Origin of the sequence: Paramuribaculum intestinale (genome assembly GCF_003024925.1) — a bacterium.
Lineage (GTDB): Bacteria > Bacteroidota > Bacteroidia > Bacteroidales > Muribaculaceae > Paramuribaculum > Paramuribaculum intestinale.
Genome location: NZ_PUED01000017.1, coordinates 1 through 26,279 on the forward strand (window position 1 = coordinate 1; position 26,279 = coordinate 26,279).

General features: G+C 56.4%; 20 protein-coding genes and 1 pseudogene. 5 read left to right on the top strand and 16 right to left on the bottom strand.

Annotated elements, in window-relative coordinates:
* The 4 genes and pseudogenes from C5O24_RS02625 to C5O24_RS02640 form a co-directional block, all read left to right on the top strand.
* Positions 1 to 425: pseudogene (locus C5O24_RS02625) on the top strand (biosynthetic arginine decarboxylase); the annotation flags it as partial.
* A complete protein-coding gene (gene truA / locus C5O24_RS02630) occupies positions 397 to 1,212 on the top strand; it encodes a tRNA pseudouridine(38-40) synthase TruA (protein WP_107036064.1) in 816 nt (271 codons plus the stop codon). The pseudogene C5O24_RS02625 and the gene truA, both read left to right, overlap by 29 nt.
* Complete coding sequence (locus C5O24_RS02635) at positions 1,209 to 2,816, top strand: dipeptidase (protein ID WP_237613017.1); 1,608 nt, start codon at positions 1,209 to 1,211, stop codon at positions 2,814 to 2,816. Before truA ends, C5O24_RS02635 begins: the two co-directional genes overlap by 4 nt.
* Positions 2,817 to 2,845: 29 nt before the next feature.
* Positions 2,846 to 4,015, top strand: a complete 1,170-nt coding sequence (locus tag C5O24_RS02640; RefSeq protein WP_107036063.1) for a C1 family peptidase — start codon at positions 2,846 to 2,848, stop codon at positions 4,013 to 4,015.
* A gap of 47 nt (positions 4,016 to 4,062) precedes the next feature.
* Here C5O24_RS02640 and C5O24_RS02645 read toward each other — a convergent pair whose 3' ends face one another.
* The 16 genes from C5O24_RS02645 to C5O24_RS02720 form a co-directional block, all read right to left on the bottom strand.
* Positions 4,063 to 5,184, bottom strand: coding sequence for an AI-2E family transporter (locus C5O24_RS02645; RefSeq protein ID WP_107036062.1), 1,122 nt, complete (start codon positions 5,182 to 5,184; stop codon positions 4,063 to 4,065).
* Between the two features lie 119 nt (positions 5,185 to 5,303).
* Entirely contained in the window at positions 5,304 to 5,531 is a 228-nt protein-coding gene (locus C5O24_RS02650) for a hypothetical protein (protein WP_133165439.1), read from the bottom strand.
* Positions 5,532 to 5,977: 446 nt separating this feature from the next.
* Positions 5,978 to 7,291 (bottom strand): TolC family protein, encoded by a 1,314-nt coding sequence (locus tag C5O24_RS02655; RefSeq protein ID WP_133165440.1) that lies wholly within the window; start codon positions 7,289 to 7,291, stop codon positions 5,978 to 5,980.
* Between the two features lie 52 nt (positions 7,292 to 7,343).
* Positions 7,344 to 8,441, bottom strand: a complete 1,098-nt coding sequence (locus C5O24_RS02660; protein ID WP_107681412.1) for an efflux RND transporter periplasmic adaptor subunit — start codon at positions 8,439 to 8,441, stop codon at positions 7,344 to 7,346.
* A 56-nt stretch (positions 8,442 to 8,497) separates the two neighbouring features.
* Positions 8,498 to 9,745 (bottom strand): ABC transporter permease, encoded by a 1,248-nt coding sequence (locus C5O24_RS02665; RefSeq protein ID WP_107036058.1) that lies wholly within the window; start codon positions 9,743 to 9,745, stop codon positions 8,498 to 8,500.
* 6 nt (positions 9,746 to 9,751) lie between these two features.
* Positions 9,752 to 10,972, bottom strand: a complete 1,221-nt coding sequence (locus tag C5O24_RS02670) for an ABC transporter permease (protein WP_107036057.1) — start codon at positions 10,970 to 10,972, stop codon at positions 9,752 to 9,754.
* A gap of 13 nt (positions 10,973 to 10,985) precedes the next feature.
* A complete protein-coding gene (locus C5O24_RS02675; protein ID WP_107036085.1) occupies positions 10,986 to 11,648 on the bottom strand; it encodes an ABC transporter ATP-binding protein in 663 nt (220 codons plus the stop codon).
* A gap of 232 nt (positions 11,649 to 11,880) precedes the next feature.
* The gene (locus C5O24_RS02680) at positions 11,881 to 13,404 is read right to left on the bottom strand and encodes a catalase (protein ID WP_107036056.1); all 1,524 of its coding nucleotides are present in this window, start codon (positions 13,402 to 13,404) and stop codon (positions 11,881 to 11,883) included.
* 615 nt (positions 13,405 to 14,019) lie between these two features.
* Positions 14,020 to 18,681 carry a translocation/assembly module TamB domain-containing protein gene (locus C5O24_RS02685; RefSeq protein WP_107036055.1) on the bottom strand — a complete coding sequence of 1,554 codons (4,662 nt, stop codon included), beginning with the start codon at positions 18,679 to 18,681 and terminating at the stop codon, positions 14,020 to 14,022.
* Between the two features lie 153 nt (positions 18,682 to 18,834).
* A complete protein-coding gene (gene priA / locus C5O24_RS02690) occupies positions 18,835 to 21,306 on the bottom strand; it encodes a replication restart helicase PriA (RefSeq protein WP_107036054.1) in 2,472 nt (823 codons plus the stop codon).
* Entirely contained in the window at positions 21,303 to 21,872 is a 570-nt protein-coding gene (locus C5O24_RS02695; protein ID WP_107036053.1) for an NUDIX hydrolase, read from the bottom strand. The genes priA and C5O24_RS02695 overlap by 4 nt, the downstream gene beginning before the upstream one ends.
* 27 nt (positions 21,873 to 21,899) lie before the next feature.
* On the bottom strand, positions 21,900 to 22,904 hold the full coding sequence (locus C5O24_RS02700; RefSeq protein ID WP_202613080.1) for a glycoside hydrolase family 130 protein: 1,005 nt from the start codon (positions 22,902 to 22,904) through the stop codon (positions 21,900 to 21,902).
* Between the two features lie 32 nt (positions 22,905 to 22,936).
* Positions 22,937 to 23,731, bottom strand: coding sequence for a hypothetical protein (locus C5O24_RS02705; RefSeq protein WP_107036051.1), 795 nt, complete (start codon positions 23,729 to 23,731; stop codon positions 22,937 to 22,939).
* A complete protein-coding gene (locus C5O24_RS02710) occupies positions 23,728 to 24,165 on the bottom strand; it encodes an ExbD/TolR family protein (RefSeq protein WP_107036050.1) in 438 nt (145 codons plus the stop codon). Before C5O24_RS02710 ends, C5O24_RS02705 begins: the two co-directional genes overlap by 4 nt.
* 13 nt (positions 24,166 to 24,178) lie before the next feature.
* Entirely contained in the window at positions 24,179 to 24,922 is a 744-nt protein-coding gene (locus C5O24_RS02715; protein WP_107036049.1) for a MotA/TolQ/ExbB proton channel family protein, read from the bottom strand.
* A gap of 37 nt (positions 24,923 to 24,959) precedes the next feature.
* Positions 24,960 to 25,691, bottom strand: coding sequence for a pyridoxine 5'-phosphate synthase (locus C5O24_RS02720; RefSeq protein ID WP_107036084.1), 732 nt, complete (start codon positions 25,689 to 25,691; stop codon positions 24,960 to 24,962).
* A 143-nt stretch (positions 25,692 to 25,834) separates the two neighbouring features.
* Here C5O24_RS02720 and C5O24_RS02725 point away from each other — a divergent pair, with 143 nt between their 5' ends.
* Complete coding sequence (locus tag C5O24_RS02725; RefSeq protein ID WP_133165441.1) at positions 25,835 to 26,215, top strand: hypothetical protein; 381 nt, start codon at positions 25,835 to 25,837, stop codon at positions 26,213 to 26,215.
* The last annotated feature ends 64 nt before the right edge of the window (positions 26,216 to 26,279 follow it).

The following is a 26,279-nucleotide window of genomic DNA, read 5'->3' on the forward strand; positions in this document are numbered from 1 at the left end:
GCACCATACAGGATATCACCTGCGATTCCGACGGCAAGATAGCCAACTTCATCAGTCCCCACGGCACCGTAAGCTCGCTCCCCGTGCATCCCGTGAAGGATGGCGAGCACTATTATATAGGAGTGTTCCTGGCGGGAGCATATCAGGAGATACTTGGCGACCTCCACAATCTCTTCGGCGACACCAACGCGGTGCACATAAGCGTTCACCGCGACCGTTATGAGATCGACCGTGTGATCGACGGTGAAACCGTGGCCGATGTGCTCGACTATGTGGCCTACAATCCCAAAAAACTGGTGCGCAATGTCGAAACGTGGGTGTCTATGTCGATGCGGGCCGGCAAGATCACGCCCGAGGAGGGTCGCGAATTCCTAAGCAATTACCGTTCGGGCCTTTATGGATACACCTATCTCGACAAGGAATGATCCGGCGTCAGCGCGCTGTTTCCTGACGCTCTCCTATCGCGGCGCGCCATTCCATGGATGGCAGGTGCAGCCGGGAGCGGTCAGTGTGCAGCAGGTCATAGAGGAGTCTCTGTCGAAGCTGACCGGACACAGGGTGGCTGTTGTCGGAGCCGGACGCACCGATGCCGGAGTCAATGCCCGCATGATGGTGGCGCACGCCGATCTGCCCGAAAGCGCTCCTGCCGCCGACGCTTTGTTGCGTGGGCTCAACGCTCTGTGCGGTCCCGATATCGCGATACATTCGCTGACGCCTGTGCATCCCGACGCCCATGCCCGCTTCGACGCCACGTCGCGCACATATCGTTATTATGCCCTCGAACGCAAGAATCCATTTTTCCACTGGCTCGCATGGCAGTGCGGGCCGCGTCTTGACTTCGAGGCCATGAACGCGGCGGCCGCCATGCTGACCGAGGTCAGCGATTTCGCTTCGTTCGCCAAACTTCATTCTGATGCCCGCACTACGATATGCCGTGTGAGTCACGCCCGCTGGACACCGGTCGAAGGCATCCCCGGCGGATGGGCTTTCGAGATCACGGCCGACCGGTTTCTGCGCAATATGGTGCGCGCTGTGGTCGGAACGCTTGTGGAAGTGGGGCGCGGCAAACTATCGCTCGACGGATTTGCCCGCGTGGTCGAGGCCCGCGACCGATGTGCCGCCGGCACCTCCATGCCTCCGCAAGCGCTCTATCTATGGGACGTGACCTATCCTTATTTCGACGCATACACAGCAAAATACACAAGCCAATGAAACATTATCACCTTATCTCATTATCATTATCGCTTCTGCTTGCATATACCGCGGCCACGGCTGCCGCTGAAGAACCGTTGCCCGACCGTGTGAGCTGCACCAGCATAATGGTAGGCCGCAAGGCCTCTGCCGACGGATCGGTAATAACATCCCACACTTGCGACGGCAACTACCGCACATGGATGGATATAGTGCCTGCTGCCCGTTATGAGCGCGATACGACGGTGACGGTGGTCAGCGGACGGATGCACACCGATCATTCGACAGGAGCGCGCGGAATACGCGTGCTCGACACCATACCGCAGCCGGCCCACACCTATGCTTTCCTCAACACTGCATATCCGTGCCTTAATGAGCGTCAGCTCGCTATGGGCGAAACCACCATTTCCGGACGCCGCGAGCTTGAAAACCCGCGGGGACTCTTCCGCATAGAGGAGCTGCAGAGACTGGCATTGCAGCGCTGTGTCACCGCGCGCGAGGCCATCAGTCTGATGGGACAGCTCGTCAAGCGTTATGGCTATGGTGATTCGGGCGAATGTCTGACCATAGCCGATCCGCGCGAGGTGTGGCAGTTCGAGATCTTCGGCGAGGGACCCGATTCTATCGGAGGCGTATGGGCGGCCGTGCGCATCCCCGACGATCATGTCGGAGTGTCGGCCAACATTCCCCGTATCTCCGCCATCAATCCTGCCGATACGGCCAACTGCATGGCCTCGGACAATGTCTACGATGTGGCCCGGCGTATGGGATTCTGGGACGGCAAAGAGCCGTTCCGTTTCTGGAAAGCCTATGCCGGAGGCAACTATTTCGGAGAGCCTAAATCGTTCAGCGTGCGCGAATATTTTATTCTCGACCGTCTGGCACCTTCACTCCGCCTCGACTACGATGCCGAGGAACTCCCGATAAGCGTAAAGCCCGACAGCCTTGTGTCGCCGCAGCTTGTCATGGAACTGCTGGCTTCAACCTACGAGGGGACTCCGTTTGATATGACACGCAATCTCAAGGTCGCACGCAAGAATCGTGCGACCGGAGAAACTGATACCGTCGTAAGCCCTGTGGCCAACCCGTGGATGGGACGCGACATGATGCAGCTGTTCAATGCCGTGAAGGATTCGACGGTGGTCAACGTGCGCAATGTGTCGGTGCCGCAGTGTGCGTATTCCACCGTCATACAGTGCCGCGGATGGCTTCCCGATGCAGTTGGCGGCGTGGCCTGGGTGGCATTCGACAATCCGGGGCAGAGTCCGCGCATACCGGTGTTTGCCGGAACATCCGACCTTCCTGATGCGTTCAAGGTCGACGGACAGCTACGCTACGACGAGAACGCTGCCGTATGGCCGTTCCGCCGCGCCAATAAGCTCGCTACTGTGAGGTGGGGCGACACTCGCGGCGAGATGAACGATGCACGCCGTCACTTCACCGACAAAGGCCTTGCCGAAATGCCTTACGTCGAAAGCCGCTACGCTCAGATTCTTGAGGCGGAGGGAGCTGACGCCGCATCGCGGTTCCTCACCGGCTATACGGCCGACTTCGCCGGGGCTGCAATGCAGCGGTGGACCGAACTTGGACTACGCTTCTGGAGCCGTTTCGCCCGTGGATTCTGATTTGGAAATAACACAAAACGTTGAAGATAATGAAACACGCCGTTTCTTTCATTTCGCTGCTGCTGGCCATGTCGGTGTCGGCGCAGACCTACGACTTCACTGTCACCGATTCGGTGGCTGTCACTCCCGTGAAAAATCAGGCTTCGAGCGGCACATGCTGGTGCTTCGCCACTGCTTCTTTCCTCGAATCGGAGCTTCTGCGCAAGGGTAAGGGCGAGCATGATCTGTCGGAAATGTTCATCGTCCGTCAGAAACTCATCAATCAGCTGAACGATAATTATCTGCGTCGTGGACGCGGCAATATCGGACAGGGATCGCTCAGCCACACATTCCTCAATGCCTACAATCAGGTAGGCATAGTGCCCGAAGAGGTGTATTCAGGTATCAACTATGATTCGCCGCGCCACAACCACGGCGAGATGATGGCCATGCTTGAGGCTGTGGCCGGAGTGGCGCTTAAGGCCAAAAAGCGTTCGCCGCAATACGATGCGATGGTCAAGAGCGTGCTCGATACATATCTCGGACCGTTGCCCGAAACATTCACCTACCGTGGCAAGACATATACGCCAAAGTCGTTCGCCGAGTCGCTGGGCATTAACACCTCCGATTATGTCGAGCTTACATCGTTCACGCATCATCCCTACTATGAGGCCTTCGAGCTGGAGGTGCCCGACAACTGGGAGCACGCCCGGCAGTACAATCTGCCTCTCGACGAACTGATGGATGTCATCGACGGTGCTCTGCGCAGCGGTTACTCGGTGTGCTGGGACGGCGATGTGAGCGAACGCGGATTCCGGTTTGCCAATGGAGTCGCCATAAACCCTGATGTCAGGGATCTGTCGCGTTATTCCGCCGCCGATTCGGCTGTGTTCGCGCCGCTGACGGAGGCTCAGCGTCTTGACTCGGTGATGACTTTCAGCCGTCCCTATCTCGAGATTGTTGTCACCCCCGAAGTGCGTCAGGAGGGTTTCGAGTCATTTGTCACTACCGATGACCATCTGATGCATCTGACCGGTCTGGCCAAGGATCAGAACGGCACGAAATACTATGTCACCAAAAACTCCTGGGGTACCGACCGCAACGGATTCGGAGGATATCTCAACATGTCGGAGTCGTTTGTACGTGCCAAGACTATATACGTGATGCTTCATAAGGACGCTCTTCCTGTGGCATTGCGTAAGCGTCTGGGCATACGGTAAGATACGTCTGCGGGCGTCAATGTCCGTCTGCGCCTCCTGCATCTGGTTCATGAGCCGGCCTGTGTGCCGTGGTCATGGATGGTGCGGGAGGCGTCGGTTTTTGCCGGCCGGTCGCCAACCACATATTCGTGATAGTAGGCCAGCAGCAGGGTGGTCATCGGCAAGGCTATTATCATGCCGATGATCCCCATCAGCGATCCCCACACCGACAGCGACAGCAGTATGATGGCCGGATTCAGCCCCATGGCATGACCCATGATTTTGGGCGTCAGCACGTAGTCGCAGATGCATTGGCTGACCACATACACCAGTATGCACTGGCCTAATTCGGGCCAGAACTGGGCTGTGCCGGTCATGGAATCGATCAGACATACAAGTGCCACCGGAATCAGAGTGATATACTGGAAATAGGGTATCAGGTAAAGAACTCCGACCAGAATCCCGAGGACTATCGCAAGCGGTATGCCTACTATGGAGAAGCCTATGCAATAGAACACAGCCGCACACAGAGCTATCAGCGCCTGACTGCGGAAGTAGCGGTTCATGCTGTCCTTTATGTCGTCGCACACTTTATAGGCCACGCTGCGGTAGCGTTTCGGCACGAGCATCCTGAAACCCGACATGAGTGAGTTGTAATCGATCATTATGAAGATCACATAGATGAATGTCAGAAGCCATTCGAGAGTGTGGAGCAGAAAGTCGATTGTCGACGCTATGAATGTTGTCCCCGAACTCAGCAACGACTCCATCTGGATGCTTTTGAGTATGTCGGTCATGTCGATCGAACTGATCCATCTCCGCAGCGGACCGGCGATATTCTCGGGAACAAACGGTACGGCCACGTTGCTCGTCTGACTGTTTTTGATCAGTTCGCCGATCTGGTCTATCTCACTTAACACCGACGGCATGATAAAATACCACAGAAGGCCTATCACGACCGTCACCTCAAGAAGCGTCAGCGCTACGGCAATGACACGTCCCTTGAGCCGAAGCCGACGCCGGTGAAGTTCCACAAGCGGTTCGAGCAGATAGGCTATCAGGCAGGCCAGGCAGAATGGCAGCAGCACGTTGCGCAGCTTGTTGATCATCCACACCGCGCCGGCAAGCATTGCCAGACCGGCCAGTATTCTGACCACACGGTCGAATGTGAACGGGCGTGATGTGTTCATGTTTATGGTGGATTGTGGATGATTTTTATAGCTGAAACGGTCTCCCGGATGAAATGTATGGTGCCGGCGGCATGGCTGGCAGAATCATCTCTGCCGCATTGGGTTCATCAGCCGCCTCTTCAGTCATCATCGTCGTCGTGATGGTGGTGGCGTTTATAGTATTTCTTATACTTCTTGTGGTGTTTCTTGTGTTTTTTGTGATGATGTCCGTCATCATCGAAGTCATAGCGGTAGTCATGTTCCATACCCCAGTGTGTGCGTATGGTGCCGCATCCTCCTGCGCTCACTGCCACGAGTGCTACGATGATCATGCATAATATTCTCCTTGGCGATAGACGGCGTTTCATATCTGTTGTTTATGGAGTGTGTTTGTATTATGACCTATTAACATCGCTCGGCGGTCAAATGTTTGCCGATAGATCATGTAATGTTTCGGGCTGCATGATAGTCGGCATGATGGTCTACATGATGCGGCCATGCATTTGTGCAGGAATCCGATTGGACGGCCATAAAAAAAATTGATTGTCATCGCGACAATCAATCTTTGTTAACCTTAAATCTAATACCATGAAAAACACGTTGCAAATTTAATGGGTTTTCGCTGTTTGTCCAAGAAAAACTGCAAGAAATATCGCCTCTTTTAACTTTATTTTAAGTAAATCGCCGATTTTGCTTGCGAAAACAAAGCAAATTACGTTAAAAAACTACTGTTTGGTAGCAATATGCAATAAATTGAGGCCGCGGCGCCGATATGGCGATCCGCGGCCTCGTTAACGTTTGTTAGCGCGGTGGATCAGTAGCGTTGACCCGTTGAGTAGAAGCGTAGTATGCGTCGGCGCAATACCGATTCGTATTTGGCCTGCACGGCGTCGCTTACGGCGCGTATATAGGCGGTCTTGGCCTGTTCGAATTCGGTGGCGTTGGCCTTGCCGTAATTGTATTTTTCGCGAATGGCCTCCAGAGCGGCGTGTGTCGATGTTTCGGCCGTGCGGCTTGCTTCGCGGCGTTTGTCGGCTGCTATGGCCTGGGTATGGGCCTGGGTGATGTTCTTAAGCAGGCGGTTGCGGCTGTCGCTGAGCTGCAGGCGTGCGGAGATCTCCTGCAGGCGTGCGCGGCGCACCGAATTGCGGGTCGAGAAGCCGTCGAAGATAGGGATGCTCAGTGAGAATCCGAGCGATTTGCTCAGGTTGTGGCGCATCTGTGCTCCGAAATTTTCGTTGACGTAACCTGATGTCTTGTAGTAGCTGCTGCCTATGCCGGCGCTGAACGACAGCGACGGAAGCCACCCGCTCTGCGCCACCTTCACATACTTGCCTGAGGCTTCCACTCCTGCGCGTGCGGCTGCTATGGAATGGTTGATGCGCAGCGCCGATTCATACACTTCGGTGGGCGAGGGGAGCCGGTCATCGACCGGATCCGTGGTGAGCGGGGCAATGTCGAATCCGTCGGTCGAGGGAAGTTCAAGCAGCTGCGCGAGGTCGAGCATGGCTATGTCAAGATTGTTGAGCGCAGTCACGGCCGACACTTCGTCCTGAGCGAGCTGCGACTCGGCCTGCAGAAGATCCACTTCGGGTATCTTGCCGGCTGCAAGCAGCTCCTTGCGCCGCTCAAGCTCCACTTTCGACAGACGTACCTGTTCGAGAGCCACACCGTGGAGCTCACGGCAGTAGAGCGCCTGAAGATACTGGGCTATGACATTGAGCGTGATGTCGTCCTTGGTCTCTTCGAGCTGTTCGAGAGTCTGCACCATCGACGAGCGTGCATAGTCGAGATTTCTTACATTGCGCAGTCCTTGGAAGAGGGGCAGACTCAGCCCCACGTTCCAGCCGAAATTGGACGTGTTACGGCTCGCGTAGGTGTTCTCTGCTGTGAGCGAGCGTCCGAATCCCCACGATTGGTTGGCTCCTGCCTGCACCTGCGGCAGGAAGCGGTCCTTGGCTTCGGTCACACCCAGTTCACCCTGCTCGGCGCTTATCTGCCGGCTTTTCACCGTGAGGTTGTGGGCTATGGCGTAGCTGATGCAGCTGTCGAGACTCCATGTTTCGGCACCGGCTGTCAGCGCGGTCGCCAGTGTTATTGCGGTCAGTATTGATTTCGAAAGTTTCATAATGCTGATGTCATTGTCGGGATCATACACACATAATAATTCAGCCTACTGGTCAGTCTTTTATGGCGTCGCCGCGCACTTTCACAAGACTGTCTATGCCCTCTTTCACCTCTATGTTGATGCCGTCGGACGATCCGGTCATTATCGGGCGGCGTTCGAACTGCTGACCCGAAGTGCTGTCGGTAAGCACGTAGACAAATGTGCTGTCACCGGCAAACTCCACTACGCCTTCAGGCACGGTCAGCACTTTGTCGAGTCGGCTCAGGATGACGGTGGCGTTGGCGCTGTAGCCGGCGCGCAGACCGCTGACGCTGTCAATGTCGAGCGCGGCTTTGATCTCAAAGGTGTTGGCTCCGTTCTCCTCCACTCCTTTCGGGGCGATGTATTCGATTACAGCTTTGGGCGACAGTTCGGGAAGGGCGCCAACGGCGATGGTCATAGGCATTCCCACTGCGAGAAGCCCTACTTCGGTTTCGTCGACCTTGCCTTTGAATATCAGATTGTTCATGTCGGCAATGGTGGCTACGGTGGTTCCGTCGTTGAATGTGTTGGCCTGGATCACGGATGATCCCACCTTGACCGGCACGTCAAGTATCAGTCCGTCTATGGTGGCTCTGACCATAGTGTTGCTCTCCGATGCGTTGTATTTAGACACACCGTCGCGCACGATCATGTAGGCGTCGTTGGCGGCATCCACTTCGCGTGCGGCCTGTTTCCAGCTGGTTTCAGAGGTTTCGAACTCCTCGCGCGATATTATTTTCTTGTCAAAAAGAGTCTTGTTGCGCTCATATTTGGCGGTGGCGTCTTCGAGAGCTATCTTGGCGTTCTCCACTCTCGACTGGGCGGAGCTGAGCGATGATGCTTCGGGTATCACCTTGATGCGGGCTATCACGTCGCCGGCATGCACCATGTCGCCCGGTTCCACGTTGATTTCGCTTATAATGCCCGATATCTGCGGTTTTATGTCGATCTCGTCGCGAGGCTCGATCTTTCCGGTAAGCACCGTTGTGCGTTCGATACTCGTGTCGGTCGGACTTACGAGCGCGTAAGTGGTCACCTTAGGCTTGGAGTTGAGGAAGAGAAATACAAATGTGCCTATGAAAACAATGGCTATCACTACCCATAGCACAATCTTGAAAAACTTTTTCATATCTTGTCGTTTATAGTTTTATTATCATTTTATGTTGCTGATAAGTCAGGCATTGACTATCTGTCGCGCATGGCTTCGATCGGTTTTATACGCATGGCCTTTATCGACGGGATGAGTCCGGCGCACGTGCCCAGGATCAGGAACACCGTCATTATGGTCATCGCATGTGAGAAGTGGAGCTGGAAGTTGGCGCTTCCGAGCGTCGGGTCGTAGGTGGCGTAGTCGACGCCGAACAGCACCATCGTGGCGAAGCATATTCCGGCAATGCCTGATATGGCCGTGAGCACGAGGCCTTCGGAAAGCACCTGTATGATTATGTCGCGGGGTTTGGCGCCGATGGCGCGGCGTATGCCTATCTCCTGCGTGCGCTCCTTGACAATGATCCACATGATGTTGCCCACGCCGATTATTCCGGCTATGAGAGTGCCGGCACCCACAAACAGGGAGAGAATGCTCACGCCGAGAAACAGATTGTTGACCATCCTGAACTGCTCGGCCAGATTCATCATGCCCAGAGCGGGAGTGTCGTCGGGGTGGATGGGATGACTGATGCGTATGGCGCGTTTTATGGCGGGGAGCACGTCGGCCGGATCCATGCCGTCGTTGACGGTGAACGCGAAGAATCCGACTGAATTGCCGAGATTGAACGCGCGTATCATTGTGGTGTTGGGGAGTATCACCGAATCGTCAAGACGTGTGCCTATGGAGGCTTCCGACATCTGTCCGATCACTCCCACAACCTGAAAGTAGACCCCTTTGACGTTGATATACCGTCCGAGAGGATCCGAGGTGCCGAACAGTTCGTTGGCGAGATTGCGTCCGATCAGAGCCACTTTACGCAGTCCGTAGGTGTCGCTTTCGTTGAGCAGCCGGCCGCTGTATATCACCGGGGTCATGATCTTGAAATAGTCAGATTCCACACCGGTGACGTTCGACGACTTCTGCTTGGTTCCGTAGGCCACGGTGCCGCCGTTGTTGAGCACACCCGACGATGCTTTGATCCCTTTGGCGAGCCGGCGTATGTTGGCCAGGTCGCTCTCGGTCATGTCCCATCTCATGCCCTTGTTGAATCCTTTGTAGCTGATGGTGGTGCGGCCGGGGAATATCACGCCCATATTGGTGTCGAAACCGTTGAGGTTGCGCATCAGCAGGCCTTTCAGGCCACCGGCGCCGCCCCAGAGCATGGCAAGCATGGCAGTGCCCCAGAAAATGCCGAATGCGGTCAGGAATGTGCGTGTCTTGTTGCGGGCGAGCGTGGCGCCTATCTCGCGCCAGTTCTCTATGTCGAATATCGGATTTTTCATAATGTGTCATTCATCTCTTAAGGCTTCCACCGGTTTGACTTTGGTCGCTTTCAGCGCCGGAAACAGTCCGGCAAGCGCGCCGGCCATCACAAGCACTATAGTCACTTCAATAGCTATGCTGATGTCGATAGTGGGGTTGCGCATGAAGTCGCTCGAACCGAAAGCCATGTCTACAAGCTGCATCACTGTCATCCCCAAAAACACACCTATGTAGCCGAACAAGGCGGTGATGGCGACGCTCTCGAGCACCACCTGCAGCAGCACCGAGCGGGGTTTGGCGCCGATGGCGCGGCGTATGCCTATCTCATGGGTGCGCTCACGCACGCTGACAAACATTATGTTGCTCACACCCACGATGCCGCTCAGAAGGGTGAAGATGCCTATGATCCATATCGACATGTTGAGGATCGAGAAGCTCTGGCTTTCGCGTAGATAGGAGCTGAAGCGGTTGTGCATGTATAGTGCTGATTCGTCGCTCTCGTCGTAGTCGTGGGCGCGCGCCAGACTGCGGCGCACCTCTGACGTGGCACGGTCGGCATCCTCCATTGTCTTCATGCCCTTGAGTTTCACCTGAAGGTTGCTTACCTTGCCGTCGGTGCCTCCGATGGCCATGGCTGTAGTGAACGGGATGTACACGTCGCTGAGCCATTCATGGTCGTAGACGCCGGTCACAAGCCATGACAGGCCGAATGCGTTGACCCGCTGTCCGACAGCTTTTTCAGCATCGCCGAAAAGTGTCTTGGCGTCATCGGTGCCTATCACCATCACTTTGCGCAGCGAGCGCAGGTCGGCGTCGTTTATAAAGCGTCCGTAGAGCATCGGTATCCGATACATCTCCTGCTCGGCCGGATACACCCCTTCGGGCGATTTCGATATGTGGTCGGTGACCGAGGCTATATCCGTGGAGCCAAGATATTTATATGAGGCGACACTTTCAACCAGGTCGGGATTGTCGGCTTTAAGACGCTCTATGTCGTCGACATCAGGGGTGATCCATCTGCCCTCTTTGAAACCTTTGTAGGGCTTGGATGTGACGCCCGAGTAAACGTTTAGGCGTTTCGAACGGTCGCCCGAAGTACGTTCGGCAAAGGAGTTGGTCACGCCTCTTGCCATACCGAGCAGTATGATGAGCATGAATATGCCCCATGTCACTGCAAATCCGGTCAGGAATGTGCGCAGTTTGTTGTTGCGCATGGCCTGGCCTATTTCTCTGATAAGATCCAACATCTCGGAAGCGTGTTTATGAAGGTTGGATTATGCCGTCGGCTATGCGTATGACGCGGCCGGTTGCCTGACCGACACCGGGGTCGTGGGTTACGATCACGATGGTCATCCCTTCGGAGTTGAGGTCGCGGAACACCTGCATCACGTCTTTCGACGTCTTTGAGTCGAGGGCGCCCGTAGGCTCGTCGGCAAGTATTATCGACGGATTCGTGATGAGCGACCGGGCTATGGCCACGCGCTGTTTCTGTCCGCCCGACAGTTCGCCCGGAAGATGATGTGCCCGGTCGGCAAGCCCCATGCGTTCGAGCTGTTCCATCGCCATGGCATTGCGTTTTTTGCGGCTCACTCCCTGATAGAAAAGCGGAAGAGCCACGTTTTCAAGAGCGTTTTTATAGCCGATGAGGTTGAACGACTGGAACACGAAGCCTATCATGCGGTTGCGCAGTTCGGCGGCTCGGTTCTCGCTCAGGTTTTTTATTAAAACTCCGTCGAGATGATATTCGCCGGTGTCGTATGTATCGAGTATGCCGAGTATGTTGAGCAGTGTCGATTTGCCAGAGCCTGACGCTCCCATGATCGACACCAGCTCACCTTTGTCTATTTCGAGATTGATGCCTTTCAGCACGTGCAGAGGCACTGCGCCGGGATAGGTCTTGTTGATGTCTTTTAGTCCGATTATCATTGCGATGGTGTTGCCTTGTGTTTTGTCTTTTTTAATGATTACGCCTATTAGACGCAATGCATGCAGTAAAAGTTACACACTATTCATTTTTTTTTCATGGAAGCAAAACCGACCGCCGGGTGAATAAGCAGTTATCCCGCATCGCCGGGCTTGAAGCCTCCGGCTGATGCGGGATGGTATATATATGACGTTGAATTGGAATAGCTATGGAGCGTGCATTCAGTCGCTATTACCCTTCAGGTTTCTGCCGGTGGCATGCACTGCGTTTGTCCCACGACGGTTTGGCGGGATCCTCGGCCACAAGCGCTTCATCAAGGTTGATGCCTAACGCCTGCGCGAGCATGGCGCCGTATTCCGGATCGGCATTGTGGCAGGCGCGCACGTGCCTCTGGCGGATGAAGAGCGGCACCTCCTTCATCTGTGCCGCGGTATTCCGGCAGGTGGCTTGCTTGTCGGCCTCGTTCATCAGGCGCCACAGTTTGCCGGGCTGGGTGTAGTAATCGTCGTCAAGTTCACGCTCGTCGTAGTCGTAGGCATCGCCATGCAGCGTCAGGGGCGGTTCCTTGCGCGAAGGTGTGTCGTGCCATTCGCCGAAGCTGTTGGGCTCGTAGACTGCAGTGTCGCCGTAGTTGCCGTCGGTGCGCATCTGTCCGTCGCGATGGTAGGAATGAACGGGGCATTTCGGACGGTTGACCGGTATCAGATTGTTGTTCACTCCGAGTCGGTATCGCTGTGCGTCGCCGTATGAAAACAGTCGTCCCTGCAGCATTTTGTCGGGGGAGAATCCAATGCCGTCGACTATATTGGCCGGATTGAAGGCGGCCTGCTCGATCTCGGCAAAGAAGTTTTCAGGATTGCGGTTCAGTTCGAGTATGCCTACATCTCTCAGGGGAAAATCTCCGTGATACCACACTTTTGTGAGATCAAACGGATTGATGTGGTAGCGTTCGGCCTCATCCTCGGTCATCAGCTGCACCTGCAGTTTCCATCGGGGGAATTCTCCGCGTTCTATGGCGTCGAAAAGATCACGCTGGTGTGATTCGCGATCCTTGGCTATGATGGCCTCGGCTTCCTCATCGGTCAGATTCTTTATGCCTTGGAGTGTGCGGAAGTGAAATTTTACCCACGTGCGTTTCCCCTCCTTGTTGATGAAGCTGTAAGTGTGGCTTCCGAAACCGTGCATGTGGCGGAATGAAGCCGGTATGCCGCGTGGCGACATCGTGATGGTGATCTGATGGAGAGCTTCCGGCAGGAGTGTCCAGAAGTCCCAATTGCTTGTCGGATTGCGCATCCCTGTGCGCGGATCGCGTTTTATCGCATGGTTCAGATCGGGAAATTTCAGCGGATCGCGCAGGAAAAACACCGGGGTGTTGTTGCCCACGAGGTCCCAGTTGCCCTCGTCGGTATAGAATTTCATGGCAAATCCGCGTATGTCGCGTTCGGCGTCGGCGGCACCGCGCTCTCCGGCCACTGTGGAAAATCTCACCAGGCAGGGCGTCTGTTTGCCGACTTCTGAGAATATCGAGGCGCGTGTATAGGCGGTGATGTCATCGGTCACTGTAAATGTGCCGAATGCGCCCGAGCCCTTGGCGTGCATACGACGTTCGGGTATCACTTCCCGGTCGAAATGGGCTATCTTTTCAAGATACCATGGATTGTGGGCAGTCATCGGGCCGCGCTGTCCGGCGGTGTTTACATTCTGGTTGTCGGCTATCGGGCGTCCGTTTTCAGAGGTCAGTCTTTTCTTGTCCATATAGTCACAGTATAGTTTTGATATGTAATTGTTCGGGGTAGTATAACGGACAGGGTTGCACAAAAGTTCGTAGGAACGCACTCCAAAAGTCATGGTGAGGCAATGTCAAGAGCAATCAAAAAAACATCAGAAAAAAAACATGATGGAATATTTGGAAATGCGAACAGGATGATATAACTTTGCGTTATAAAGATGAAGCGAGAGAGTTTCACAGTTCCTGCAACGGACTATTACATTTAATGGCATACCACATCAAAGTAGATTGGGAAACTCATCAATTACAAATGAAATGCCGAGACAAGCTTAGCCGTCCGATGGCGGGCCCCATCCCCTCCGGGGGAGGCTTTTATGCCCAGGCGGATTACAAAGGCCGGCGAGCTCTCAAATCCTGTCATCCGGAGTTTCATCGCATCCTTTGATGTGGCTCTTAAAGAAGCGGTGCTTCAATGCTGCGTAAAGCGTTGAAGCACCGCTTGATTTTTATCCGGATCTGTTTGATGAGAATTACTGTCTTTGCACTGACATAGCTGCCACAGTTGATTTTTGCGAGTTACTTATGACATATTGTCTTCTCCAAGGCCATAAGGTACGTACATGCCGAGGGATGATTGTGATTCAGCGGGGGCTGAAGGTGATGGTATCGCCCGGAAGATCGATGGTGATTGAGGGGTGAGAGGTGAGGGTGTCGACAGGGACGGAGTCGGCTGAAATACTTTTGATGGAATCAGATAAGTGCTTTCCAGCGTGATCCGGTGTCTGTTTGTGGCGTTTGGGACGCAGGAAATTAAACATGTTGTCGAAGTCGCGCTTGAACACCACGCCTACGCCCTGGGTGGTCAGCGCCGACCGCAGATAGTAGTTCCGGTCGTTGTAGCGGTTATAGGCTCTGAGGCGGAGAGTGCCGGTGCGGTTGAGCAGATACTCTATGTCGAAGTCGCCTATGAATGTATTGGAATTCATGGCTTTGTCGCGGTAGCCGAAATTGCCGTTGAGAAGCAGGCGGTTGTTGAGCAGATTGCTCGACAGCGCGAGATCCACCTCCACGTCGGAGAAGTCGCCACGGTCGGAGCGTATGTTGGGAGCTATGCTCCAGTTGTCGCTGAGCTGTCCGAGTATCGAACTGAGCTGCGACGATATGGTCGACGAAGCTACCGAGACAAACTCATTGCCCTTGGTGGCGTTCATGTAGTCGGGCGTATAGAAGCGGTTGAGAGCCAGCAGATAGATTATCTGACGGTTCATCATGTCTTCGGTGCTGACAATAGATCGGACCTTGCGGTAGGTGTCGGAGGTCAGTGTCGGGAATTCAAGATCAAATGATATGTCGGGGCTGCGCATATCTCCCGCCACGTTGAGAAGCGCGTGTACGGGCACGTTGGTGCGGTTGAGCTCCTTGTCCTGAAGAAACGATTCGTCGAGATCCGACAGGTTGGCGTTGAGCGAGTAGATGGCCTGTATGTCGAGCTGTGCGGCATAAGGATCGCCGTGGAATGTTATCGAAGATCCGTCGCGGATGGTGAAGTCCTTGATTATGATATCCTGAAGGGTGAAGTTGTAGTTGCCGCGTGTCAGGGTGTATGTGCCGAACATCCGCAGGTCTTCGTTGGCCGAGTCGTAGGTCATGCGCAGGTTGCCGTTGCCAAAAGCACGTATGCGGTCGCCGCCGACCGGATCCATAACCAGTGTGACCTGTGCCGACGGATTGACATCCACGGCTATGTTCATTTTGTAGATGCTGCCCGGGCCGTCGTCGTTGGAGCGTGCTATCCGCTCTTTAAGCTCTTTGACAATCTGTGGCGGACTTGTCAGGCGTTCGATTGAGTCCTTGCGATGCCGGTCGCGGTCGCGGAAGGTGATAAACCGGTAGTCGTAGGCCTGCTCTGCGTCGGAGAGTACGAAAGTGAAACTCGATCCCGGAGCCGTCGACATGTTTACGCCGATATCCACCACTCCCGGTTGTCCGCTGACGGTGGCAGAGCCGTTGCCGAATATGCGCCCGAACCATCGTTGTTCCTGTGTTTCGTGTACATCATAGACGAGCATGTCGCGGGCCTGTGTGATGCGGAACTGGAATTTTGGCCGTTTGAAGAATTCGTGGTCGAGGTAGCCGTTGAGCAGGGCGGTGTGTCCGCGGTCGTCGTGCAGGGTTATGTCATGCAGATCGATGTGGCCGGGAGTGAGTCGGACCGTGTCGGATTTTACATTGTAGAATGTGTTGGTGAAGTCAACCTTCATTCTGAAATCTTCCGCCAGTATGTCGCCGACCATATCGATATACTTGAAGCTTCCCCACAGACGCGCCTTGCCCGATGCATAGCCGCTCACCGACGATGTGAAGGCTTCCATGAAGGGGAGCATGAAGCCTACCTCTATGCGGTCGGCGTCGAAATGGAAGTCGAGGGAGTCAGCAAGCGGCATTATTCGCCCGTCGATGGTGGAGTGCCGGCCGTTGGGCTGATCGACTACGGCGTTGATTGCCACGGCGCGTGCGTCGGCAAGCCAGTGCGACCGTATGGTGGTGTTGCCCATTAGCGAATGGTTGTAGCTCAGACGATCCACGTAGAGGCCGTCGGTATAGAGTCTCGGCTCGGCCGAGAGCAGCGACGATGCGTGGAATGTACCGGTGGCTATGCCTCCGAACATGGCGGTGGGTATGTCGAGCGTTTCAAATACGTAGTCAAGATTGGCGTTGCGCAGATCTATCGTAAGGCTGTCGGCGGGGTCGTCGCTGACTTTGCCGTCGATGCGCAGGCTTTGTCCGGGGCGCGAAAGGCTTATGCCTTCGACGGTGTAGCTGCGGGGGGCGATACCGATTTTAGCTATGCCGATATTCCATATGGTGTCGTTGATGGTGATGTGGCCGGGGTTGATGTTTATATCGGCTGTAAGCGGCTGCCGCGACACTTTGGCCGATGATGTATGCTCGTCGTCAGGATGCCCCAGTAGAGTGTTGAAACTTACTTCGCCGCTGAAATCGGCTTCGCGGTCTATGCGCCATCCTATGCGCGAGTCGATAGAGTTGGTAATTGCATGGGCGTCGAGGCTGATCGTGGCTGTGCCTTTCTTTGTCGGAAAGGCGGTGGCGATGGCGAGTGTGCCGCGCGGCGACGAGCAGCTGTCGGCGCTGATGTCGATGTGGAGCGAAGTGTTTTCGAGCAATCGGTTTTTCTGTTGCAGATACGGTGCGTTTACGTCAAGCGCCATGTCGTGACGGTTGAGAGTGCCGTGGATCTCCACCGGATAGATTACGGCTATCGGCAGGGAAGCCGGCTGACCGATGGGGTCGGTGGTCTTCAGTTTTATGTCCAGAGTCAGAGAGTCGTTGGCCGCATACATGGTGTCGGCCATGGGTGTCGGGCTCTGAAACAGTGCCGGCAGCAGCGCGGCGGCGCTTTCGCGAAGTATGTGGGTGGCCGATCCTACAGTGAAATGTCCGTGGAGTGTCGCGTCGGCCATGTCAGAGACAAGGCGTATGGTGCGTTCGGTCGAATCTCGTTCGGCTTCAAGGCGTATGTTGGCTATGTCTATGTCGCGCGCGGTGGATCCGCCGAACGACAGACGGCTTATGTCGATATGACCGGTGATGTCGTCGATCCCGGTTCCTTCGAGATCCACGTCGGCGGTAAGCGATGCTATATGGCTTACGGGCAGTTTCAGATTCGGGATTGTCGATAGATCGACACGGCGCAGATCGGCTTGTGCGGTGAGCCGTGAGAAGGGGAATGTGGTGAGTGCTTCTATCTCGAAGTCGAGCGCGGGATTGTCCGATGATGCGGTGATTTCGAGGTCGGTGCCGTCAAAGGCGGCCTCAGCTGTCACATCGGTTATCGTCTGCCCGTTGTAGACCAGTTCGCTGATGCTGGCCTTTGTGCGGCCGGTCATCCTTTTGCCGCCTATCAGTGCCTCGGAGGTGACGGAAAAGCCGGCGTTGCCGATGGCCGCGATCCGCGGAGATGCTCCTTTGGTCAGCATGGCTCCATCGAAGTCTGCGCTTTCGATGGATGCGTTGAGAAGATACCCCTCTTTCACGCGCCGATAGTCCGCTCCAAGTTCCAGTGCTCCCGGGGCGAGGGTCACGGAGGCGGTCAGCCGGCCGTTGTCGGGGGTCAGGACTGCCTCTCCGAGAATGTTTACATTGCCGGCGTTGTGAAGCAGAGTGTCTGCATCATGGCTGAGCTGACGTCCGGTCAGCCGCTCGATAACATCAGTGGCGTCAGAGCCGTCAAGGCCGATGCTGAGGCGCTTTAGATCTGCTGATTTCAATCTGAGGTCAGGATGCATGGCGATTGATGCGTCAGTCCGTAGCCACAGGTGTCCGTCGTCCGATGTGAAATCAAGATCACTCACGTCGACATGCGACATAGTGCCGTGTATGCGTCCGGATATGTTGAATGTGACATCTCTGTCGGCAAGCGAGGGAACAAACGGGTTGAGTGTAGGCAGCGACAGGTGGCTCTCGGGAAGTATTTTCAGGTCTATGGGAACGGAGGCAGGATGTGTCTTCAGACCGGTATAGTCGAATGTGAAGTCGGCAATAGACAGCATCGACAGGGGAGTGGCTATGCTCAGTCCGGCGACTGACAATGATGAGGTGTCGGCGCAGACCTCCGCGTCAAGGCTTTCGAGTGCGAATCCCGAACGTTCGCTGAATGCCATGCGCCTTATCACGGCCTGATATTTGTCGTTCGATATGCGTGGCAGCCGCAGGTCGGCCCTGATGTCCGACAAGGCGATATGGTTGGGATCAAAGCGTCCCGAATCCGCGGGTGCGGCGGTGCTCACGTCATAGCGTAAGGCTGTCCTTCTGATTACTACCGTATTGATGCGCAGATCGTAAGGTCGAGGCTTGTGGGTGGTGTCGCGTGGCGAAAGTGCGTCGATCATGGGCTGTATGTTGAGCGGCGCTCCGGCAGAGTCGCGCTGAAGTCTTGCCTCAAGTCCGATGATTTCGGCATAGTTCACCTCCATGCGGCGCTTGAAAATCAAGCTCGTAAGATTGAGTCCGGCGCCGATATGATCGGCACAGATGGCTGTGTCGCCTTCGGCGTCGGTAATTGATACGCGTTTCAGTGTTATGCGGCTGAATGGAGCTATGTTGACGTTGCCTATGCCAACGTTCATGCCGAGCAGAGATGTGAGCTCATGTTCGGCAGTGGTGCGGATTGTGTTCTGCACCCGTGGGATCGAAAGTGCGATGAAAAGTCCTACCGGCACGGTCACAGCCAGTATAATAGCCACCATCACGATGGCTCTCAGTATTTTATAGATCCATTTCAATGCCTGTCGGAACGAAGTGCTGCTCTCGTCGGGAAGTGCATCTCGGGAGCGGCTGCAAAGTTACAAAAATTAAGCTTCTTGCCGAATGGAGATTTGTCGTTTTGAGCCTCTGTTTTGGCCAAAAAAGCATAAAACCGCCGGGATATGATCTGATCACATCGGATCGACATCGTAGTAGATCTGAGCCGAACGGATCGGACTGCCCGGCACGCTGTGCATCCGTTCGTAGAGATCGCGCAGTATTGTGCGCACTTTGGTCATGGATGCCTCTGTCTCGATCTTGAGCATTATCTTGCGGATATAGAGCTGCTGGATGCGTCCGACGTGTGGCTCTTCGGGACCGTACACACGGTTGCCGAACAGCTGCCGAAGGGCGTGGGTATATGCCACCGCTATGGAGTCGACTTCACGTGGGTCGCGGTGCTTGATGTAGATGTAGATGATGCGGGTGAATGGAGGATACAGAAATTTGCGGCGCTCCTCGATCTCGTAGCTGTAGAATCCGAGATAGTCATGGGAAGCCACGTAGGGCAATACCGGGTGAGCCGGCTGATACGACTGTATGATGACATGGCCCGGGGTGCCGCGGCGTCCGGCTCGTCCGGCCACCTGTTCCATCATGTTGAAGGCTCTCTCGGAGGCGCGGAAGTCGGGGACGTTGAGCAGGGCGTCGGCGCTGAGTATCACTACTGCAGATACGCCTGCGAAATCGAGTCCCTTTGTGACCATCTGCGTGCCGATCAGTATGTCAGCTTTCCTCCCCGAGAAATCGTTGATGATCTGCTGGTAGCTGTCCTTGCTGCGAGTGGTGTCGAGATCCATACGCAGGGTCGTGGCTCCTCCGAAGGCTGCTCCGACTTCGTCCTCCACACGTTCGGTGCCGAATCCGAGCACTTCGATGGCCGGTTCCTTGCAGGCCGGACACACTGTCGGCAGGGGATATTGCGATCCGCAGTAATGACACACAAGCCGGTCGATACGCTTGTGATAGGTGAGGGTGACATCGCAGTGCTCGCATTTCGGCGAGTAGCCGCAGCTGCTGCATTCGGCCACGGGCGCGAAGCCGCGGCGGTTTATAAACACTATGGCCTGTCCGCCGTTGGCTGTGGCATCGGCCACTGTACGCGAGGCGTCGGCCGACAACGGCCCTTTGACCTCGCCGCGAAGCCGGGCGCGTTTCATGTCGACGACGTTCACTTCCGGGAGAACCGCCGCGCCGTAGCGTTCTGTAAGTTCAACAAGCCCGAAGCGTCCGGTTGTGGCCTTGTAATATGTTTCGACCGACGGGGTGGCGCTTCCCAGAAGAGTCTTGGCGCCGTGCATTCTGGCAAGTACCATCGCAGTGTCGCGGGCGTTGTAGCGCGGTGCCGGATCCTGCTGTTTATAGCTTGTTTCGTGTTCTTCGTCGACGATCACAAGACCGAGCGGACCGAAAGGCAGCAGCACCGAAGAGCGGGCGCCGATCACCACGCACGGTTCGTCGGAACAGAGCAGGCGTTTCCAGATGTCTACGCGCTCGTTGTCGGTGAATTTCGAGTGATATATCACCACCTTGTCGCCGAAGACGCGTTGCAGCCGCTCGGTGAGCTGTGTGGTCAGCGCTATCTCCGGAACGAGGTACAACACCTGACGGCGCTGTCGGAGCACGAAGTCGATCAGATGGATGTAAAGCTCCGTCTTGCCGCTCGACGTGACGCCGCGCAGCAGAGTGACGTTTTTGTCGCGCCATGAGGCATGAATAGCGTTCAGGGCTTCCCGCTGGGGATCGCTGAGAGTCGGTAGCGATGCGGTCACGAGTCCGTTGTATCTGAATCGTCCGATCTCCTTCCGGTATATCTCCACAATGCCTTTCTGCTGTAGGGCCTTAAGGATCGGCAGATTGATGTCGGCTCGTTCGCATAGAGCCTTTACCGCTACTTCGCTGGGTTCGCCGCGCATGATTCCCGACATGTCGGTCAGTGCGAGAAGTGCGGCTTCCTGTCGGCGTGCCGACGCTACGGCATCGAAGGCGCGGTGGAGCGCTTCGGTATCGCCGTGGCCAAATGCCATACGCACGTATGTTTCGCGCCGTGGCGCGTAGCGTTCTACCAGTTTCTCGCTGACGGCTACAGCCTTCTTGTCGATCATGCGGCCTATCAGGGCATTCACGCCGGTGAATCCGGTCAGCTTCTCGATATCGGCTACGGTCAGCCGTTTGGCCGCATGGTCGAGCGTCTGAAGCACTATCACTTCACGTTCCGACAGCCTGGCCTTAGGATCTTCTTCGAAGTCAGGCACCGGCTCTACGTATGTTTCGCTCTCCACTTTGAGACCGGCCGGCAGAGCGGCCTTCATCACTTCGCCTACTGTTGCCAGGTAGTAGTCGGCAATCCAGTTCCACAGCTGGATCTGCGGTCGCTTTATGATCGGGGAGCCCGAATCGAGCACCGCCGCGATGGCTTTCAGTTCATATCCTTCAGGCTTGCGGTCGCTGACGGAATCGACTATGCCGGTGTAGAACTTGCGTCGGCCGAAAGGCACGATGACCCTCGCCCCGATACGCAGCTGCCGCTCCGCTTCGGGGGGCACCTCGTAAGTGAATCCACCCTGTAGCGGGAGCGGCAGTATGACTTGTGCGTAGGTCATCGGCGGTCGAGTCCGAGAGCGAAATAGCGCCAGAGCGGAGCCGCCATGAGAGCCTGTTTCATCCTGTCGGTTGAGAGCAGGGTCAGCAGTTCGTCGCGTGTCAGCAGGCGCACGTCGATATCCTCGTTGGCATCGAGATGTTGCTGTGATGTGTGCTCTACTCCGCGGGCTATATAGCAGTAGGTCAGATTATTCGTGACGCTCGGGTTGCCGGAGATTATGCATCCGAGTTCCCACTCTCCGCCGGTGTATCCGGTTTCCTCCTCAAGCTCGCGCCGCGCCGCGTCGAGCGGGGCCTCTCCCTCCTCTACCACACCGGCACACAGTTCTATCCCCACCTGTCCCAGACCGTGGCGATATTGCTCTACCATCACGTATCGGCCGTCGGCCGTAACAGCGATGACGTTGATCCACGAAGGGTATTCGAGCACGTAGAATTCGTCGTTGACACGGCCGTCGGGAAGTTCCACGGTGTCGCGCCGGGCTGTGAGCCACGGACGCCGGAACAGATATTCCGACGAGAGGGTCTTCCAGCACTTGCTGTCGTCAGTCTTGAGATTGTCCATCGGTGAGGGTTTAGCGGAGAGAACTGTTCAGACGATGGAGTTGCGGCGGATCCAGTCGACGAGTTCGTCGACTTTGGCGAATGCCATGCCGGTCACTGTGTCGGCGCAGCCATAGTACACGGCCATGCGGCCGGTGGGAGCGTCGACGAGGGCGGCGCAGGGGAATGTCACGTTGGGCACATCGCCTGTCAGCTCATAGATCTCGCGCGGAGAGATCAGATAGGGGGCGCTGCGGGCTATCACCTCCCACGGACGGTCGAGGTCGAGCAGAGCCGATCCGAAGGCGTAGACATAGCCGTTGCACGAGCGGAGCACGCCGTGATAGAGCAGCAGCCAGCCTTCGGATGTCTCGATGGGCACGGGGCCGGCGCCGATCTTCATGCACTGCCATGCGCTCTCTTCGAAGCGCGCGGGAGCCATCACGTGGCGGTGGTGTCCCCAGAATTCCATGTCGGGCGATTCGGAGTAGAAAATGTCGCCGAAGGCGGTGTGGCCGGTATCGCTCGGACGCGAGAGCATGGCATAACGGCCATTTATCTTGCGGGGGAACAGCACACCGTTGCGGTTGTAGGGCAGAAATGCGTTTTCAAGCTGGTGGAAGGTGCGGAAATCTTCGGTCCAGGCCACTCCGATAGTAGGGCCGTGATAACCGTTGCACCAGGTCACCCAGTAGCGGTCGTCGATATGCGCCACGCGCGGATCGTAGCCATATTCCCAGGCGGCTATTTCGGGATCGGCGCCGGTCAGCACCACGTCGGATTCGTCGATATGCCAGTTGATGCCGTCGTGGGAGAATCCCGGATGAATGCGCATACGACGGTTGGTGTCGTCGACTCTGAACACTCCGGCAAATTCCCATCCGTCGCGTCCATAGGGCACCACGGCCGAGTTGAAGATGCTGTTGGATGTCGGCAGAAGGTCGCGGGGTATCACGGGGTTGGCCGAGTAGCGCCACATGACGTGGTCGCATCCCTGCGGGCGGTCCTGCCATGGAATATTGGGGATGGCTTGTCCTTTGATTTCGAGTGCCATAATGTTTGATTTTGTGTATGTTCGTATTAAATTTATTCAAATCTGTAGGTGATGGTGCCGGTCTGTTCGACGGCGGCATCAAGATCAACTGAAAAACGCGAGCGCATGGCCGCTTGTTCACAGCTTCGCCGGGCTGCGGGCTGGGATGCGACGGGACCGGTGCCGGTGGCATACGATGCCGCAATGACATGGCCCTGGCGGTTGACGCGCACGGTGATGGTGATGGTGCCGGTCTGTGTGCCGGCCGGTTTTTCCCATGAAGAGAGCGTGCGTCCCTTGAGGTTTGTCCCAGGAGTGCCGCTCAATGCTCCTGACGATGCGTTGCCGTCGGGCGAGCCGGTGCTCCCTTTGGCCTGCGTCGATCCCGGCTTTGTGCCTCCGAAGCTCACCCGCGAATTGATGCGGTCGGCGGCTTCTTTCTGCTTGCGCTCTCTCTCCTGCTCCTCAAGCTCGGCCTGTGTCGGTCCGGTCTTCTCAGGCTTCGGTTTTCTTTTGGTCTTCATCGGCGACTCCTGCTCGCTGCTCACCACCGGTGCCGTTTCAGGCGCGGGAGTGCCGGTGTCGGTCAGATCGTCGGCTTCGGGAGCTGGCTGTTCGGCGGCCTCCGGCGCGGGTCGGGGATCGTTGAGCTCTGGCTGCGGTATGTCGCCGGCCATCACATATTCACCGGCAAGCAGCAACTCGGCGGAGTCGACCGGAGGCCACACCCGAGGCTCGTCGCCGTTGTAGCGCAGGCGTGCCGTGAGCAGGGCGAGAAGTATCAGCCCCACTGTGATCAGGGTGGCTGTCAGCGCTTCGATGCGTCGCCGGCGGTCATCGCGGTTCATGGGCGTGAGGGCTTGGCTGAGGAGGGCGCGGGCTTGGTGGCGAGCACCATCTTCAGGTTGTTTTGCGCGCCGAGTGTCAGCACGTCGATAACACGGCCGTAGGGCACGGCCGCATCGGCGTAGACGGCGATATACTGCAGGTCGGGCTGCTCTTTCATCACGAGCTGCAGGAAAGCCAGAAGCTGATCCTCGGCCACAGCCTGCGGTTCGCTGCCGTCAAACGATGCGTAGATCACCTGATCGGCGTCGATATACACCCTTGTCGAGGGTTTGAGCGGCGTCTGCTCCGAACTTTGCGGCAGAGTTATCTCAAGGGCGGTGGGAAACACGAATGTCGACGTCACCATGAAGAAGATAAGCAGCAGAAATATGACGTCGGTCATCGAGGCCATCGAGAATAGCGACGTCATGTCGTATTGACGCTTTAGTGCCATGGTCGGATTGTGGTCAGGAGGGTTCGTTGAGAAGGTCCATGAACTCCATGGTCTTCGCTTCCAGGACGTTCATGATGCCATTGATGCGTGCCACGAGATAGTTGTAGGCAAAGAGGGCTATGATACCCACCACCAGACCGGCCACGGTGGTGACGAGAGCCTCGTAGATGCCTCCGGCGAGCACGTCGATGTTGGCCGACGATCCTGCGCTGGCGAGGTTGTAGAACGCTTCGACCATGCCCATTACCGTGCCAAGAAAGCCTATCATCGGCGCGCCGGCCGCGGTGGTGGCGAGCCAGGGGAGTCCCTTGCCGAGGCGGGCCACTTCGATGTTGCCGGTGTTTTCGATCGCCACGAGCACGTCGTTCATCGGGCGTCCGATGCGGCTGATGCCTTTGTCGATTAGGCGGGCGTAGGGAGTGTCGGTCTGAGCGCACAGACGTCGTGCCGACTCAAGCTCGCCGTCGATTATATAGTCCTTGATGCGTTGCATGAACGATTTGTCCTCATGTGCGGCGCGGCGTATGGCTATGGCGCGCTCGAAGAACACGTAGATGGCCACCAGCGCCAGAAGCGCGAGAGGTATCATCACCAGTCCGCCCTCGATGCAGAGCTGCCACACCGAGAGGTCGGCGGCGGGTGCGGCGGCTTCGGCGCCCTGTGGCAGGGCTGTGGTGTCGGTCATTGCTATGGCTGTGGTGGCAGTGGTGTCGGCTATTGCCGCTGCGGTGGCCTGAATGGATGTAAGTATGCTCATTGGTCAGTCGGGATGTGGGTTGCTTTGAAGTCTGTTGTCATTCGGCCGGAGCTGCAGGACGCAGGCATTCGCGATAGGCGGCTATCGTGGCCGGAAGTCCGAGATAGAGAGCGTCGGATATCAGCGCGTGTCCTATCGACACTTCGTTGAGATAGGGCACTCTCTCGTGGAAAAACGCCAGGTTGGCGAGACTCAGGTCATGGCCGGCGTTGACGCCCAGGCCGCATCCGTGGGCGGCGCGGCTCGCTTCGACAAACGGAGCCACGGCGGCTTCACGGTCGGAGGCGTAGGCGTCGGCATAGGGCTTGGTGTATAGCTCCACGCGGTCGGCTCCGGTCTTGGCGGCGAGTTTTATGGCCTCGGGATCGGGATCCACGAAGATGGATGTGCGTATGCCTGCGTCGCGGAATTTCTCGACGGTCTCGGTGAGCATCTCCATATTGGCGCCTACGTCCCATCCGGCCGACGAGGTCAGGGCGTCGGGAGCATCGGGCACGAGCGTCACCTGCTCGGGCTTCACTGTCAGCACGAGCTTGATGAACTCGGCCGAAGGGTATCCCTCGATATTGAATTCGGTCTTCACCGCCGGACGAAGCTGTATGACGTCGCTGCGGCGTATGTGGCGCTCGTCGGGCCGCGGGTGCACGGTGATGCCGTTGACGCCGAGTTTCTCGCATTCGATGGCGAAGCGCACCACGTCGGGCATGTTCTCTCCGCGCGAGTTGCGCAGCGTCGCTACTTTGTTGATATTCACACTTAAGTTAGTCATTGCCATGGGCGTTGTTCCGTTGAGAAAAACATATTGCGCATCATAAGCGTTGGATTTACAGAGCAATGTCGGGAAATTTCTGTAAATTTGCACTTCGAAATGCGAACGCAAAAATAGTCAGAAATAATCATAATATAAAAAGTTTGGCCTCAAAAGATAATACGATACTTTGCAAAGATCCGTTTTTCAGCCTGTTGCAGCCCGATGATCCATCGACGTCGGCCGGCAGTGACCTGTCGGTGGTGTGCCGGCGCGACGACTACAGCGCCTCGCGCATAGCACGGGCCTGCGAGGACGTCGACGCGCAGCTGCTCGCCCTTTCGGTCGGCCGGCGCGGAGGTGATTGCGACGACGGCACTCTGCACGTAGATCTGCATATCGACCTGGCCGACGCCACCGCCGCAGCCCGGTCGCTTGAGCGCTACGGCTACAGGGTGGTGGATCTCCGCCACGAAGGGGGAGTTCCCGCGGCCGACGGACTTTCGGAGCGTATCGACGGACTGCTGGCGCTGCTCAATGTGTGAGCGCCGCCGACGTCGCCCGCGACCCGTCTCTTATACACCTCTGACGCTGCCGACGAGCGAACAA

Coding starts and splice junctions, on each gene's coding strand:
- truA (WP_107036064.1), top strand. CDS start 397: ATGGATACACCTATCTCGACAAGGAATGATCCGGCGTCAGCGCGCTGT.
- C5O24_RS02635 (WP_237613017.1), top strand. CDS start 1,209: ATGAAACATTATCACCTTATCTCATTATCATTATCGCTTCTGCTTGCA.
- C5O24_RS02640 (WP_107036063.1), top strand. CDS start 2,846: ATGAAACACGCCGTTTCTTTCATTTCGCTGCTGCTGGCCATGTCGGTG.
- C5O24_RS02645 (WP_107036062.1), bottom strand. CDS start 5,184: ATGAACACATCACGCCCGTTCACATTCGACCGTGTGGTCAGAATACTG.
- C5O24_RS02650 (WP_133165439.1), bottom strand. CDS start 5,531: ATGAAACGCCGTCTATCGCCAAGGAGAATATTATGCATGATCATCGTA.
- C5O24_RS02655 (WP_133165440.1), bottom strand. CDS start 7,291: ATGAAACTTTCGAAATCAATACTGACCGCAATAACACTGGCGACCGCG.
- C5O24_RS02660 (WP_107681412.1), bottom strand. CDS start 8,441: ATGAAAAAGTTTTTCAAGATTGTGCTATGGGTAGTGATAGCCATTGTT.
- C5O24_RS02665 (WP_107036058.1), bottom strand. CDS start 9,745: ATGAAAAATCCGATATTCGACATAGAGAACTGGCGCGAGATAGGCGCC.
- C5O24_RS02670 (WP_107036057.1), bottom strand. CDS start 10,972: ATGTTGGATCTTATCAGAGAAATAGGCCAGGCCATGCGCAACAACAAA.
- C5O24_RS02680 (WP_107036056.1), bottom strand. CDS start 13,404: ATGGACAAGAAAAGACTGACCTCTGAAAACGGACGCCCGATAGCCGAC.
- priA (WP_107036054.1), bottom strand. CDS start 21,306: ATGACCTACGCACAAGTCATACTGCCGCTCCCGCTACAGGGTGGATTC.
- C5O24_RS02695 (WP_107036053.1), bottom strand. CDS start 21,872: ATGGACAATCTCAAGACTGACGACAGCAAGTGCTGGAAGACCCTCTCG.
- C5O24_RS02700 (WP_202613080.1), bottom strand. CDS start 22,904: ATGGCACTCGAAATCAAAGGACAAGCCATCCCCAATATTCCATGGCAG.
- C5O24_RS02705 (WP_107036051.1), bottom strand. CDS start 23,731: ATGAACCGCGATGACCGCCGGCGACGCATCGAAGCGCTGACAGCCACC.
- C5O24_RS02710 (WP_107036050.1), bottom strand. CDS start 24,165: ATGGCACTAAAGCGTCAATACGACATGACGTCGCTATTCTCGATGGCC.
- C5O24_RS02715 (WP_107036049.1), bottom strand. CDS start 24,922: ATGAGCATACTTACATCCATTCAGGCCACCGCAGCGGCAATAGCCGAC.
- C5O24_RS02720 (WP_107036084.1), bottom strand. CDS start 25,691: ATGACTAACTTAAGTGTGAATATCAACAAAGTAGCGACGCTGCGCAAC.